Origin of the sequence: Nocardia sp. NPDC058176 (assembly GCF_042883805.1) — a bacterium.
GTDB lineage: Bacteria > Actinomycetota > Actinomycetes > Mycobacteriales > Mycobacteriaceae > Nocardia.
The window spans coordinates 2,152,488-2,165,342 of the sequence record NZ_JBHVVA010000001.1; the positions used below are offsets into that span (position 1 = coordinate 2,152,488).

Here is a 12,855-nt window from a genome sequence, read left to right on the forward strand (position 1 = left end):
TCGTACCAACCTTCGCCGACCATAGTGTGAGCCACCACGCACAGGTCGCGAGGAGCGAGGCGCATGATCTACGGCAAGCCCGGATCGGATACCGGCATAGTCAGCTATGCCGCCCGATACGACAATTTCATCGGAGGTGAGTGGGCCGCCCCGGTCGAAGGCCGGTATTTCGACAACACCTCGCCGGTCGACGGCGAGACCTTCTGCGCGGTGGCCCGTTCCACCGCCGCCGACATCGACATGGCCCTCGAGGCGGCGCACCGCGCCACCGAGCGCTGGGCCGCGACCTCGGTCGCCGAGCGGGCCGACATCCTGCTCAAGATCGCCGACCGGATCGAGAACAGTCTCGAACCGCTGGCCGTGGCCGAGACCTGGGACAACGGCAAACCGGTGCGCGAGACCCTGGCCGCCGACCTGCCGCTGACCATCGACCACTTCCGCTACTTCGCCGGTGTGCTGCGCGCCCAGGAGGGCTCGATCTCGCAGATCGACGCCGAAACGGTCGCCTATCACTTCCACGAACCGCTCGGCGTGGTCGGCCAGATCATCCCGTGGAACTTCCCGATCCTGATGGCCGCGTGGAAACTCGCCCCCGCCCTGGCGGCGGGCAACTGCGTGGTGATCAAACCGGCCGAGCAGACCCCGGCCTCGCTGCTGCTGGTCGTGGAACTGATCGCCGACCTGCTCCCACCGGGAGTGCTCAACGTGGTCAACGGATTCGGCGTCGAGGCGGGCAAGCCGCTGGCCCGGAGTCCGCGGGTGGCCAAGATCGCCTTCACCGGCGAGACCACCACCGGCCGGTTGATCATGCAGTACGCCGCCGAGAACCTCATTCCGGTGACGCTGGAACTGGGCGGCAAGAGCCCCAACATCTTCCTGCCCGACATCATGGCCGCCGACGACGACTATCTCGACAAGGCCGTCGAAGGCTTCGTGATGTTCGCCCTGAACCAGGGTGAGGTGTGCACGAGCCCGTCTCGCGCGCTGATCCACTCGTCGATCTACGACGAGTTCCTCGCCCGCTGCATCGCCCGCACCGAGGCCATCGTGTCCGGTCATCCGCTCGACACCGAGACGATGATCGGCGCGCAGGCCGGTAACGACCAGTACGAGAAGATCCTGTCCTACCTGGACATCGGCAGAGCCGAAGGCGCCCGCGTGCTCACTGGAGGGGAAGCACGCAAGGTCGACGGCCTGCCCGGTGGGTACTACATCGAACCCACCGTCTTCGAGGGCGAGAACACGATGCGGATCTTCCAGGAGGAGATCTTCGGGCCGGTCGTCGCGGTGACCAGGTTCGACACCGTCGACGAGGCGATCCGCATCGCGAACGACACGCTCTACGGTCTCGGTGCGGGCGTGTGGACCCGCGAGATGAACACCGCTCACCGACTCGGCCGGGGCATCAAGGCAGGCCGGGTCTGGACCAACTGCTACCACGCCTATCCCGCGCACGCCGCGTTCGGCGGCTACAAGAAATCGGGATTCGGCCGGGAGAACCACGCCATGATGCTCGGGCATTACCAGCAGACCAAGAATCTGCTGGTCAGCTATTCGACGACGAAACTCGGGATGTTCTGATGCAGAACCGGATCCACCGTGTGGAGATCACCGAACGAGCCCAGACGCTGCTGCGCCGATTGATCGAGGACAACGGTCCGGTGCTGTTCCGTCAGGCCGACGACGCCACCGCGCCGGTGTGCCTATCGGCCAAGCAGTTCCCGATCGAGAAGGCCGACGTGTTACTCGGGCGGCTGAGCTGGCACACCGAGTTCTGGATCAGCCCCGAACAATTCGAGTTCTGGAAGGACACGCACCTCACCGTCGACGTGGTGCGCGGCCAGGCGGGCGAGGGCTCGCTCGAAGCCGGTCAGGGCCAGCGCTTCGTCCTGCGGGCCCGGCAGTTGACCGCGGCGGAGAACGCGGCCCTGGCAGCCGCCCCGCCACCCCGAACGGGCGCCGACCGCACGCTGTAGCGGCGCCGAAAGACCTGACCTGGCTGGACCTTTCCCGGCGCTGCCCGGTCACGGCGAGCCCCCGCCGACTGGGCCATCGCGGCTCAGCCGGCGGGGCGAGCTCGCCTTTTCGTGTGTCTGCCTATATATCAAACCCGTTCCGGCACAAACCAAATCGCGTCTCGCTCAGCGAGACACGCACGACAACACTGCAACGATTCCGTTACGTTATGGCGATGTTCTTAGCGAGACTCGGTGTTCGCACCCGGATTCTGGCGATCGCTCTCATACCCAGTCTGACCCTGGTGGTGGTCGGCGTCGGTACGGCGGGCTACCTGGTCGAAGAGAGCAACAAAGCCAAGACCTGGGCGTCGGAGATGCAGGCGGCGGTGCCGTACACCCGCGAGCTGATCGAAGCGGTCCAATCCGAACGTCAGCTCACCCTGGCGCACCTGGCCGGTGACCAGACCGCGATGGCCGCGCTGCCGCCCGCGCGCGCCCGGCTCGACGCCGCTTTCCAGGGCCTGATCGAGATCTCCGAAGGCATTCGCCAGGTCGACGATTCCAACATCGGTGACGACAAGGGCGGATTCGCCACCCTCGGTACGCATCTGGCCGGTGTGCGCGGTGGCGCCGATGTGGGGATGCTGCCCGCCTCCGACGCCTACACCTTCTACAACGCGCTGCTCGACGTGTTCACCCAGGGCACCAAGGTCGCCGAGCGCGCCGCCCCCGATGCCGTCGTCGCCTCCGGCGTCGGCGAGGGCATGCGCCTGCTCAACGCCGCCGAGGCGATGTCGCGCAGCAACGCCCTCGGCCTGGCGATGGTGTCCGCGGACGGCCCGACCACGATCGGGCTCGACGAGTTCATCCGCCAGAGCGGCTTCTACCGCAACGAGATCGCCAACGTCACCGCCGAACTCGACGAGGCCCAGCGCACCGGCATTCTCGCGCTGACCAGCTCGCCGATCTGGCAGCAGCTCGCCGACATGGAATCGGCGCTGGTGCAGCGCTTCGCGGTCCCCGCCTCGACCCAGACCACCGGGTCGACCAGCAGGTCCTCGACCAGCACGACCGTCGAGCTGCCGCTGTCGACGCCGGAGTGGCAGAGCGCCGCCGCCGAGGTCAACCGCGGTCTGCTCGACGCCTACGGCGCGCACAACCGCCACATCCAGAAGCTGGCCCAGGACACCGCCCGCCAGGCCGAGGTCAACGCCGCGCTGGCCGGCGGCGGAGTGCTCGCGCTCAGTGTGCTGGTCTTCCTGGTCGCGGTGGTCCTGGCCAACCGGATCATCCGCCGCCTGCGCCGCCTGCGCACCGAGACGCTCAAGCTGGCCGACGAGCAGCTGCCCGCCACCATGCGCGCGCTGCGCGACGGCGGCGAGGTCGACCCCGCCGACACCACCCCGTCGCTGGACTTCGGCAAGGACGAGATCGGTCAGGTCGCCCAGGCCTTCGAACACGCCGCCTCCGCCGCGATCAAGGCCGCCGTCGACGAGGCCCGCACCCGTGAGGGCGTGCGCGCGGTGTTCCTCAACATCGCCCACCGCAGCCAGATCGTGGTGCACCGCCAGCTCGAGATCCTCGACGAGGCCGAACGCCGCCAGGAGGATCCGGCGCTGCTCGAGACGCTGTTCCGGCTCGACCACCTGGCCACCCGCGAACGCCGCAACGCCGAGAACCTGATCATCCTCGGTGGCGGTCGTCCGGGTCGCCAGTGGCGCAACCCGATTCCGGTGATGGACGTGGTGCGCTCGGCCATCGGCGAGACCTTGGACTACGCCAGGGTGCGCGTCACCAAGCTGCCCGAGGTCAATGTCGTCGGCACCGTCGTGGCCGACCTCGTGCACCTGCTCGCCGAGCTCGTCGACAACGCCACCGCGTTCTCCCCGCCGCAGTCGCGGGTCGAGGCGGGCGGCAACATCGTCGGCAAGGGCGTGGTCGTGGAGATCACCGACCAGGGCATGGGCATGAGCGCCGAGGACCTGGCCCGCTACAACGACATGCTGGCCGATCCGCCGGACTTCGGCGTCGGCACGCTGTCCTCGGATTCGCGCCTCGGCCTGTTCGTGGTCGCGCGCCTGTCCACCGCGCACGGTGTGTCGGTGCGCCTGAGCGAATCCGACTACGGCGGCATCCGGGCCATCGTGCTGATCCCGCAGCAGCTGCTGGCCGGGGAGACCGATCCCGCGAGCCTGCCGCCCGCGATGACCGGACCGATGCGCCGCGGGCTGCCCGTGCCCACGGAGACCGCGACGGTCGCGGCCATCGAATCGGCGCCGGCGCCGGTGGCCACGCTGGTCGCCGATCCGATCCCGACCCCGCGTCCGGTGGCGCCCGCGCCCGAAGTGCCGACCACGCACAGGCACGACACCGACGAGCGGCCCGCGCTGCCGCGCCGCAACCGGCAGACCAACCTCGCGCCCGAGCTCGCCGAGCCCGCCGCCGAGGCACCCGCCACCCCGGAGCGGCCCCGCTCGGCCGAGCAGGCGCGCGACATCATGTCCGCGATCGAGAACGGCACCCGGCAGGGTCGCAAACCACTGACCACATCGAATCAGGACGAACAGGAAGGCTGAGGTGAATACTTCGCACTCAGGTGATCTCAACTGGCTGCTCGACGATCTCGTCGACCGGCTGGCGGGGGTCCGCTACGCGGTCGTGCTGTCCACCGACGGGCTGCTGCTCGGACGTTCCTCGCAGATGAAGCGCGAGGACGCCGAACACTTCGCCGCCATGTCGTCGACCCTCTACGGGCTGGCGCGCAGCGCGGGCAGCCGCTTCGACGGCGGCGGCGTGCGCCAGGCGGTGATCGAACTCGATCGCGCGGTCCTGTTCGTCACCTCGGCGGGCGAGAACGCCTGCCTGGCCCTGCAGGCCAACGAGTCGGCCAATCTCGGCATGGTCGCCTACGAAATGAATCTCACCGTGCAGCGGGTCGGCAGCTATCTGTCGACCGAGCCGCGGCACGGTCTTGCGGAGCTATAGGAAGCGTCACCATGACTCGACTCGGCGATCCGTGGTTCGACGACGCGGCCGGACCCCTGGTCCGGCCGTACGCGGTGACCCGCGGACGCACCATGGGTGCGGCGCACGACCTGGACATGCTCACGGTGGTGGTGGCGGTGCATCCCGCCCCCACCTTGCGACGTCCCGAACCCGAGTACGCGACGATCGCACAGCTGTGCAAGCGTCCGCAGTCGGTGGCCGAGGTCTCGGCCGTGCTGAAACTTCCTCTGGCGGTGACCAAGATCCTCGTCGGTGATCTCATCGGCGAGGGCCACCTCATCTTCCGGGCTCCGGTACAGGCCGAGGCCGGTGCCGGTGACCTCAACATATTGCGAGCGGTTCTGGATGGCATCCGAAAACTTTGACCCAGCATCATCGGGCGGGCAGCACCTCGCCGCCTCGGTGAAGATCCTCATCGCCGGTGGCTTCGGCGTCGGCAAGACCACCATGGTCTCCTCGATCAGCGAGATCGCGCCGCTGCGCACCGAGGAGCTGATCACCGAGGTCAGCTCCGGTGTCGACGACCTGTCGGGGGTGGAACAGAAGTCCACGACCACCGTCGCGCTGGACTTCGGCCGCATCACCATCGACCGGGACCTGGTGCTGTACCTGTTCGGCACCCCCGGCCAGGACCGCTTCTGGTTCCTGTGGGACGAACTGTGCCGCGGCGCCCTCGGCGCGATCGTGCTCGCCGACACCCGCCGCCTCAGCAATTCCTTTGCCGCCGTCGACTTCTTCGAACGCCGCGGCCTGCCGTTCCTCATCGCGGTGAACTGCTTCGACGGCGCCCCCCGCTACACCGTCGACGAGGTCCGCGACGCCCTCGACCTCGATCCCAACACCCCGGTGATCCTGTGCGACGCCCGCGACCGCCCCTCGGCCAAAGCGGTACTGACCCACCTGGTCGAGTACCTCATCGACCGCGCCACCCGCACCCCGGTCACCACCTAGCCGACGCCACCGCCACTTCCGGCAACCCTCCTGCTCGACCAGCAGGAGGGTTGCCGTGTGTCCGGGCCCGTCCGGTGGGGTCGTCGTCGGCCCGGCGCAGCATGCCGGCCGACAGGTCGATCCCGATGACCCGGTGATGTGTCCCGGCAGCCGCTGACCCACGGCGCTAGCGTGGGGTCGGTGGACGCGGTGATCGAGCGGATTCGTGACCACCTGGATCATGCGGATCCGGGCGGGGTGGTCGGGGTGTACCTGTTCGGTTCGGCCGTGACGACCAGGCTGCGGCCGTCGAGTGACATCGATCTGCTGGTGCTGCTCGGCCGTTCGCTGACCACCGGTGAGCGGGCCGAGTTGACCGCGCTGCTGCTGGAAGTGTCGGGGTGGCACGGGCACCGGGAGCGGTTTCCCGAAGTGTCGGAGCGGCGGCCGGTCGAGGTGACCTGCGTCGTGGTCGATGCGGACCGGACCTGGCTGCGGGAGTGGCGCTACGACTTCCAGTTCGGCGAGTGGCTGCGCGAAGACATCGTCGACGGCCTCGTCCTGCGCCCGGGCAACAGTCCCGACGTGGTCACGTTGATCGCCACCGCGCATGCGGCACACCAGGTGTTGCGTGGGCCGCCGCTGGCCGAGGTGGTCGGGGCGATTCCGGCACCGATGCTGCACGATGCCGTGCTGGCGTCGATCCCGGAGATCCTGGCCGGGATCGACGGCGACGAACGCAACGCGCTCCTGACCTCGGCGCGCATGCTGGTGACGCTGACGACCGGCGAGATCGTGTCCAAGGACAGGGCCGCGGAGTTGATCGCGCCGACACTGGACGAGTCCGGGCGATGGCTGCTCGAACGGGCGCGGCGCGGCTATCTCGAGCGGACCGGCGAGGACTGGAGCGGCATGAGCGACCGGGTGCGCGCGCTCGTCCACGAGCTCACCGTGCGCGCCCGGCGTCAGCGGCCGTTCACGTGAACGTGCACGATCGGCGTCCCGGAGGAATCCACTCAGGCGGCCGGACCGATGGCGACATAGGTTTCGCGGAGGAGACTCGGAGCCACCCTGCCGTGGAAGCCCTGCAGCGCACCCCAGACGTACGCGGCGAGCCGGCGACGGTAGCGCAGGGCGGTGACCAGCGACAGGTGTTCGTCGTCGAGGTGCACGAGAATCTCGCCGGCGATCAACCATCCGGCGGCTTCCAGGCGGATCCAGGTCGGCGTCTGTTCGGCGATCCGCCACCCGGCCACATGACCGGGCGCGCTGCGCGAAGCGAGACGGAGGCCCAGGACCGCCCGCCAGATGAATTGCCCCTGCGCACCACCGATGTCGTCCAACGCGACACGCGCCCAACGCTCCGGCGGGCAGCTCGCCGCCTGATCCGTCAGAAGTCGCTGACAGTCGACGTGGTCGGGATCGGCCATCGTGAGCTCCGCGATCTCCTGCGGAATCTCGTCGACCTGGATCACGACCAATCCCGCCGCCTGCTCCGCGCTGACTTGCTGCCGATCGTCCATCGTTCCGAATCCTCCTGATATACGGTTGCGTATATCAAGGGTAGCTCTAACATACGCCTACGTATAGGAGTGGCCGGGTTCGGTCAGATCCGATGCGGGGGGACAAACGGACCCGTCGGGTCGATCTCGTCGGAGAGACCACTCAACTCTCGGCCTGGCCTGATGCCTGAAACAGAATCGCACCCTCGACCCCCGCTCCAACCACATCCACCGGAGTCGCGAAGATCTGCGAGAACTACGTCGCCGACCCCAGCATCCTCCACCTGACGGAACATGCAGTCCGGCAAGCTGATTCGATGCCTCTGCACGGCTTCGGCGGCCAGGATGGACGGATCGAGAGGGCTGGCCGGGTTGGGTTCGAATGGTACTATCCGGCTCGGTCGGCATCCTATCCCTGGCTACTCGCCTCATGGACCGGTACTGCCGCCGAGTCGTACCAGCGCGCATGGGGAGAGATGCAGACCGGCTCTCGCCGTGTCTGGGACGAACTTTTCGAGCTCGCGGAGAAATGGGGAGTTGCGGCCGAGAACTTTCAGACGACCGACATGACGAATGCGGGCCATATTTCTTCCCTCGATCTTCCAGACTTCGCATGAGCGAATCATTCAGCGTCGATCTCGACGACCTAGATGAGGTCACAGCCCGCATCCGTGGATACCAGGACTATCTGACCGATGCACTCGCCGAACTACAGCAGAGAATCGGCGACCTCAACTCATCGTGGGAGGGTCTGGCAGCGGCGGCATTCGCCGAAGCGCACCGCGATTGGGGTACCGCAGTATCAGATATCGGCACCGCCTTGACCGATTTGGAGAAAGCCGCCAGATCCGCCCATGACAGTTACTCCGATGCCGCCGATACCAACACCCGAATGTTCCAGCGACGAGCATAATCGTCGAACACGACCGAAGAGTTGAACCATGACACCGATCAGGGTGGACCCGCAGATCTACTACGATGCGGCAAAATCCCTAGCCGCCGGATTGACGGAACTACAAAGGGGCGTTTCCGATGTCCTCAACCCACAGATGGCAAACACCGGGGGCATGGGGGGAAACGACCAGGTGTCGACCGCCTGGAATACCAAATATTACAGTATGGCAGAATCCTTCACTGACGCAGTTGTTGCATATGGTCGGGCGCTGCACACCGCGAGCAGGATGATGTACCTCGCTGGGTTCAACTGGCAAGTCTCCAACTACGACGCCGATGTCAACTCGCGGACAGGTGAACGGCCGGCGATGGACAATTCTCCATCCGACTCCGGGTGGACACGAGACAAGATTAAAATTCCCGACTCACTCCCGGAGCCCTTCACGACACCTAACCGGGGACTAATCAGTACGCCAGTCGAACTCCGAGACGAAATTCTCGCCGTCTTTCGCAGTGCAGGTACGGATGTTACAGACGCCGATACAGATGCACTTCAAAAATCAGCGGCTGCGTGGCGTGCTTTCGCCGAGCACTCCGCTTGCGTTGATGCGCCAGGAGAACTTCAACAATTGACGGACCATATAGGATCACTCCAAGCACCGGAAACACAAGATGCAGTAGAGATTCTGGACACTATCAAGGCCGGGATCGTCGGCATACGATCCGCCGCTTATGGATTTTCCTCCGGAGTTGCCGACTTTGCGAGCACCGTCACCGATTTCCGTTCAAAGTTGGCATCGACAACACCCGGGGCGTTCCCTGACACCTTGGACGGGATGTCGGTTGCCCCAGCCAGGGCCACCGTTTCTTCCGATGCAGTGAACATCATTTCGTCGGTTGACTTCGACGCTTCGGAGATCAAAAGCGCTGCGACTACACTCTCCAACTCGATCGCAGGACACCGCCTGTATGAACTCGGTCAACGACCCATATTTCCCGACACCGAACAGCTATCCAGTATCAAGGCTACCTTGGAGGAGATCGCGAACTCCCCTGTCGATGAAATAGCGAATCGCGGAAGCTGGAAGTCCGGAGCAATAAAGTGCACTCTCAATCCCGAGGGGCAACGCGATTACGGCAAAGCAAACGCCAACATGAAAGAATGGATCGACGACGCGGTGCGATACGGAAACGAGGCGGGCGTGGACCCTCGAGTAGTGCTGGCGATCGTGTATCAAGAAGGAGGAGACCGGGCCGAGAGCGCCCTCCAGGAGAGCGCGAGCTGGGGTTATGATGCTTTTCGATATATCACGACAAGGCCTCGCGAGATGACGGATGGCTATGGAAACTCTCTCGGGATAACCAATATGAAAGAGAAAACCTACAACAAAGTCCGAGAAAAGTATCCCGAAGAATTCGAAGGCAAGCAATGGGCTCTCATAGCGGACCATGACAAATGGCGAGTTCGGCAGTGCGGCCAAAGATTATATCAACCGATTGGACATCTCGCGCCAGATAGCCTCGGACATGATTGATGGTGCGTACACATGCAAGTAGGAAAAAGACGCAGTACCGGTAGGTGGTTCGCGCTCTTGTTGTTCGTTGTTGTGGCCGTCGCCGCGACGCCCTACTATTACGCTCGACCATCTCCTGGCCGTACGACTCTTCGACACGCCGAGGAAACGACGCTCGCTGGCTACGAACGTGTTCATTTCGACTCACTGTGCGGCAACACCGGGTGCTCGTATGAGGCATTTTACCTGGTAGATCCTGATGATGACTGGGTTCAGAAGATTTCTGGCCCCGGTTTGTCCATGAGTGGACGCTTCACCCTGAATGGCCCAGAACCATACAACTGGGGTGTTAGAGGGAATTACGGCGATGGTTGCGGCATGACCGCCCGACCGCTCGATCCGAGCTCGAAGGACACGACGAAATGGGATATCGACGCTGACAGCGAACGGAAGCTCCGCGCAGGGGGCGCCACTGCCGTAAGGCTGGGGTTCGTCTGCGGTGAAGGCTAGCTCATCACGTGACATCGGAAAAACGGCGCGAAGCAGGTGTCAGATCTGGTGCGTCCAGGCCGCGAAGAAGACCGCGCCCAGCGCCGCGAAGACCACCGCGACCGGCACCGGCCACCACGATCCGTCGCGACCGAGGACCGCTCTGGTCAGGTGCAGCTGGAGTCGTCCGAACAAGGCGACCAGCCCGAGGAACGCGGGCGCGATCAGCAGGCCGAGAACGGCGTGAACGGCCCACGCTCCGGCCAGTGTCGGTCCGCCCCAGGCATTCTCGTAGCCGCCGGAGCCCAGCGGATAGGCCAGTCCGCGTACCAGGACGAGCGCGCTGAGCAGCACGAGGAACCAGCAGAGCAGGCCGACGCCCGCCGAGAGCACCGAATGGATCAGGCAGCGCGGCAGCGACACATCGTGGGCGGTGACGGGTGCGCGCAGGAGTCGGCGCGGCACCCGCAACCGGGTGCGGACGCGGGCGAAGGCCAGCGGCAGCGCGAGCAGGGCGAAGGCGATCGAGCGCCTGACCCCGCCGCGCGCGCCGCTCACCGCAGTGACCCGGCCGCGGCCAGATCGTCGAAGAGCAATCGATCCACCGGCGGCACCAGATCGCGCTCGCCGAGTCCGAACCACGCCAGCGCCTCGATCTCACTGCTCGCGGTGAGCACACCACGGTAATCGGCGGTGTAGCAGGCCATCCGCACGAGCGTGTCGTGGCCATCGGCGACCGGGGCCTCATAGGTGCCGACGTGCACCGCGCTGTCGGCGGCGAGTTCGACGGTCAACTCCTCGGCGACCTCACGCACCAGCGTCTGCACATCGGTCTCCGTTCCTTCGCGTTTGCCACCCGGAATGAAGAAGGCGTCCTTGCCCCGGGGCCGGGCGCACAGGATGCGCCCGTTCTCGATCAGCACCCAGGCCACCGTGTCGATCAGCTGTCGCACCGAAGAGTCACCCACGGCCCGCAGCCTAGCGCGCGGTCAGTGACCCGGCAGCACGCAGACGGTGTCGAGGCCGAGCACCCGGTTGAGGCGCCCGAACGCCAGCCAGGACCCGATGCTCATGCTCAGCTCGACCACCTCGGCCTGCGAGTAGTGCTCGAACATCCGGCTCCAGAACTCGTCGTCGAGGCCGTGGTGATCGGTGGCGTAGCGTTCGGCGTATTCGGCGGCGAGGCGAGCGCGCTCGTCGAACACGTCGGTGGTACGCCAGTTCGTCACGGCGTCGGGGAATTCCGCCTCGACCTTCTGACCGTCACGCTCGGTGCGCCAGTCCTGACAGAACAGGCACCCGTTGATCTGGGCGATCCGCAGCCGCGCCGCCTCGAACTCGCGCAGGCCGAGAGTGGAGTGCTCGTAGACCGACAGCGAGAACGCCGCGGCGGCCACGCCGATGCCGGGCACCATCTCGCCCCACACGTAGCCGATCGGGTCCTTGCCCTCGGGAATGTCGATGATCATGGTTGTTTCCTTCCGAGTTTGCCGACCGCGGCACGCAGCGGGACATCGAGTGCGTCGTAGAGTCCGGGCTCGGCCTCGGTCAGCCAGTCGATGGCGTTGACCAATCGACCTACGGCCGTGGCGTTTCCGCCCGCGGAGCGGTTGCCGCCCTCGTCGGTGGACTCCACGCTCACCTCGATGTGCGGCCTGCCCTCGATGATCACCCGGTGCGCGCCGACACCGTCGGGCGGCGTCGGCCAGTCCGGCGCGCAGTCGGGGTGGATCCGGGTGACGTGCTCGATCACGATGCGCGGCTCACCGTCGACGATGCCCTGGACCTCGAAGCGCACCGCACCCTGCGTGCCGGCCTCGAACTCGCCCATCTGCACCGTCTGCACGGTCGCATCGAGTGCCCGCCGGTCCACGGTCTCGCGGATCTCGTCGAGTTCCACTTCGAGACCCTTGGCGATGAGGCGAATCTGCCCGCCCCACACCATGGTCGGCACCGAGGGCAGCAGCATCGGCGGTTGGTAGTCCATCGGCTGGCCCATGCCGACCAGGTACCGCACCGAGTCGGGCTGGTCGTAGGTGGAGTAGTCGAAGATCTCCTGGCAGCGGACCACGTCGATGGTGCCGCCGAGGCCGCTGATCAACAGCGGCAGCACATCGTTGCCCCAGCCGGGATCGACGCCGGAGACGAACAGCGATCCGCCACCCTCGGCGATGGCCTTGAGTACCGGATCGCGCATCTCGGCGGGGGCGTTGCTCGCGTCGTAGAGCGCGTAGATGGCCGGGGTGACGACGACGGCGCCGACGGCGATGGCACGCACGATGTCGGCGAGCGCCTCGTCGGGGCGGATCTCACCGGAGGCCGCGTAGACAACCGCGCGCGGACGGGTGGCCAGCAGCGCGTCGGTGTCGTCGGTGGCGGCCACGCCGAGGTCGATGTCGAGACCGGCGAGCGCGCCCGCGTCCCGACCTACCTTGTCGGGATTGTGGACCAGTACACCCGTCAGTTCCAGCGCCGGATGGGCAGCCACGGCACGGATGGCCGCACGGCCTACATTGCCGGTGCCCCAGACGATCGTGGGGATCATCGGCCGAGCCTAACAAG

15 protein-coding genes are annotated in these 12,855 nt (G+C 66.1%); 10 read left to right on the plus strand and 5 right to left on the minus strand.

Annotation, left to right across the window (positions count from 1 at the left end; all coding sequences use genetic code 11):
• The first annotated feature begins 63 nt into the window (after positions 1-63).
• From ACFVVM_RS10045 to ACFVVM_RS10075, 7 genes are all read left to right on the plus strand, one after another.
• Positions 64-1,581 (plus strand): aldehyde dehydrogenase family protein, encoded by a 1,518-nt coding sequence (locus ACFVVM_RS10045; protein WP_387615573.1) that lies wholly within the window; start codon positions 64-66, stop codon positions 1,579-1,581.
• Positions 1,581-1,976: a DUF779 domain-containing protein gene (locus ACFVVM_RS10050; protein WP_387615576.1), complete on the plus strand. Its 396-nt coding sequence runs from the start codon at positions 1,581-1,583 to the stop codon at positions 1,974-1,976. The genes ACFVVM_RS10045 and ACFVVM_RS10050 overlap by 1 nt, the downstream gene beginning before the upstream one ends.
• A gap of 215 nt (positions 1,977-2,191) precedes the next feature.
• The gene (locus ACFVVM_RS10055; protein WP_387615579.1) at positions 2,192-4,534 is read left to right on the plus strand and encodes a nitrate- and nitrite sensing domain-containing protein; all 2,343 of its coding nucleotides are present in this window, start codon (positions 2,192-2,194) and stop codon (positions 4,532-4,534) included.
• A gap of 1 nt (position 4,535) precedes the next feature.
• On the plus strand, positions 4,536-4,943 hold the full coding sequence (locus ACFVVM_RS10060) for a roadblock/LC7 domain-containing protein (RefSeq protein WP_387615582.1): 408 nt from the start codon (positions 4,536-4,538) through the stop codon (positions 4,941-4,943).
• An 11-nt stretch (positions 4,944-4,954) separates the two neighbouring features.
• A complete protein-coding gene (locus tag ACFVVM_RS10065; RefSeq protein WP_387615585.1) occupies positions 4,955-5,329 on the plus strand; it encodes a DUF742 domain-containing protein in 375 nt (124 codons plus the stop codon).
• Complete coding sequence (locus ACFVVM_RS10070; protein ID WP_387615588.1) at positions 5,310-5,915, plus strand: ATP/GTP-binding protein; 606 nt, start codon at positions 5,310-5,312, stop codon at positions 5,913-5,915. Before ACFVVM_RS10065 ends, ACFVVM_RS10070 begins: the two co-directional genes overlap by 20 nt.
• Before the next feature lie 180 nt (positions 5,916-6,095).
• The gene (locus ACFVVM_RS10075) at positions 6,096-6,878 is read left to right on the plus strand and encodes an aminoglycoside adenylyltransferase domain-containing protein (protein ID WP_387615591.1); all 783 of its coding nucleotides are present in this window, start codon (positions 6,096-6,098) and stop codon (positions 6,876-6,878) included.
• 32 nt (positions 6,879-6,910) lie between these two features.
• Here ACFVVM_RS10075 and ACFVVM_RS10080 read toward each other — a convergent pair whose 3' ends face one another.
• Positions 6,911-7,417 carry a hypothetical protein gene (locus tag ACFVVM_RS10080; protein WP_387615594.1) on the minus strand — a complete coding sequence of 169 codons (507 nt, stop codon included), beginning with the start codon at positions 7,415-7,417 and terminating at the stop codon, positions 6,911-6,913.
• 296 nt (positions 7,418-7,713) lie between these two features.
• On the opposite strand from ACFVVM_RS10080, the gene ACFVVM_RS10085 reads away from it, so the two are divergent.
• The 3 genes from ACFVVM_RS10085 to ACFVVM_RS10095 are packed head-to-tail and all read left to right on the plus strand — an operon-like array spanning position 7,714 to position 9,825.
• Positions 7,714-8,013 carry a WXG100 family type VII secretion target gene (locus ACFVVM_RS10085; protein ID WP_387615596.1) on the plus strand — a complete coding sequence of 100 codons (300 nt, stop codon included), beginning with the start codon at positions 7,714-7,716 and terminating at the stop codon, positions 8,011-8,013.
• On the plus strand, positions 8,010-8,309 hold the full coding sequence (locus ACFVVM_RS10090; RefSeq protein ID WP_387615599.1) for a WXG100 family type VII secretion target: 300 nt from the start codon (positions 8,010-8,012) through the stop codon (positions 8,307-8,309). Before ACFVVM_RS10085 ends, ACFVVM_RS10090 begins: the two co-directional genes overlap by 4 nt.
• A 28-nt stretch (positions 8,310-8,337) precedes the next feature.
• Positions 8,338-9,825 carry a hypothetical protein gene (locus tag ACFVVM_RS10095; protein ID WP_387615602.1) on the plus strand — a complete coding sequence of 496 codons (1,488 nt, stop codon included), beginning with the start codon at positions 8,338-8,340 and terminating at the stop codon, positions 9,823-9,825.
• A gap of 528 nt (positions 9,826-10,353) precedes the next feature.
• Here the strand turns inward: ACFVVM_RS10095 and ACFVVM_RS10100 are convergent.
• Genes ACFVVM_RS10100 through ACFVVM_RS10115 form a run of 4 tightly spaced genes read right to left on the minus strand, consistent with a single transcriptional unit; the run spans position 10,354 to position 12,838 of the window.
• The gene (locus ACFVVM_RS10100; RefSeq protein WP_387615605.1) at positions 10,354-10,851 is read right to left on the minus strand and encodes a hypothetical protein; all 498 of its coding nucleotides are present in this window, start codon (positions 10,849-10,851) and stop codon (positions 10,354-10,356) included.
• Positions 10,848-11,261: an NUDIX domain-containing protein gene (locus tag ACFVVM_RS10105; protein WP_387615608.1), complete on the minus strand. Its 414-nt coding sequence runs from the start codon at positions 11,259-11,261 to the stop codon at positions 10,848-10,850. The genes ACFVVM_RS10100 and ACFVVM_RS10105 overlap by 4 nt, the downstream gene beginning before the upstream one ends.
• A 21-nt stretch (positions 11,262-11,282) precedes the next feature.
• Positions 11,283-11,762, minus strand: a complete 480-nt coding sequence (locus tag ACFVVM_RS10110) for a carboxymuconolactone decarboxylase family protein (protein WP_387615611.1) — start codon at positions 11,760-11,762, stop codon at positions 11,283-11,285.
• On the minus strand, positions 11,759-12,838 hold the full coding sequence (locus tag ACFVVM_RS10115) for a dihydrodipicolinate reductase (protein WP_387615614.1): 1,080 nt from the start codon (positions 12,836-12,838) through the stop codon (positions 11,759-11,761). The genes ACFVVM_RS10110 and ACFVVM_RS10115 overlap by 4 nt, the downstream gene beginning before the upstream one ends.
• Positions 12,839-12,855 lie beyond the last annotated feature (17 nt).

Bases quoted from the DNA above. Each gene is read 5' to 3' on its own strand.
- ACFVVM_RS10045 (WP_387615573.1), top strand. From the start codon at position 64: ATGATCTACGGCAAGCCCGGATCGGATACCGGCATAGTCAGCTATGCC.
- ACFVVM_RS10050 (WP_387615576.1), top strand. From the start codon at position 1,581: ATGCAGAACCGGATCCACCGTGTGGAGATCACCGAACGAGCCCAGACG.
- ACFVVM_RS10055 (WP_387615579.1), top strand. From the start codon at position 2,192: ATGTTCTTAGCGAGACTCGGTGTTCGCACCCGGATTCTGGCGATCGCT.
- ACFVVM_RS10065 (WP_387615585.1), top strand. From the start codon at position 4,955: ATGACTCGACTCGGCGATCCGTGGTTCGACGACGCGGCCGGACCCCTG.
- ACFVVM_RS10070 (WP_387615588.1), top strand. From the start codon at position 5,310: ATGGCATCCGAAAACTTTGACCCAGCATCATCGGGCGGGCAGCACCTC.
- ACFVVM_RS10080 (WP_387615594.1), bottom strand. From the start codon at position 7,417: ATGGACGATCGGCAGCAAGTCAGCGCGGAGCAGGCGGCGGGATTGGTC.
- ACFVVM_RS10085 (WP_387615596.1), top strand. From the start codon at position 7,714: ATGCCTCTGCACGGCTTCGGCGGCCAGGATGGACGGATCGAGAGGGCT.
- ACFVVM_RS10090 (WP_387615599.1), top strand. From the start codon at position 8,010: ATGAGCGAATCATTCAGCGTCGATCTCGACGACCTAGATGAGGTCACA.
- ACFVVM_RS10095 (WP_387615602.1), top strand. From the start codon at position 8,338: ATGACACCGATCAGGGTGGACCCGCAGATCTACTACGATGCGGCAAAA.
- ACFVVM_RS10110 (WP_387615611.1), bottom strand. From the start codon at position 11,762: ATGATCATCGACATTCCCGAGGGCAAGGACCCGATCGGCTACGTGTGG.
- ACFVVM_RS10115 (WP_387615614.1), bottom strand. From the start codon at position 12,838: ATGATCCCCACGATCGTCTGGGGCACCGGCAATGTAGGCCGTGCGGCC.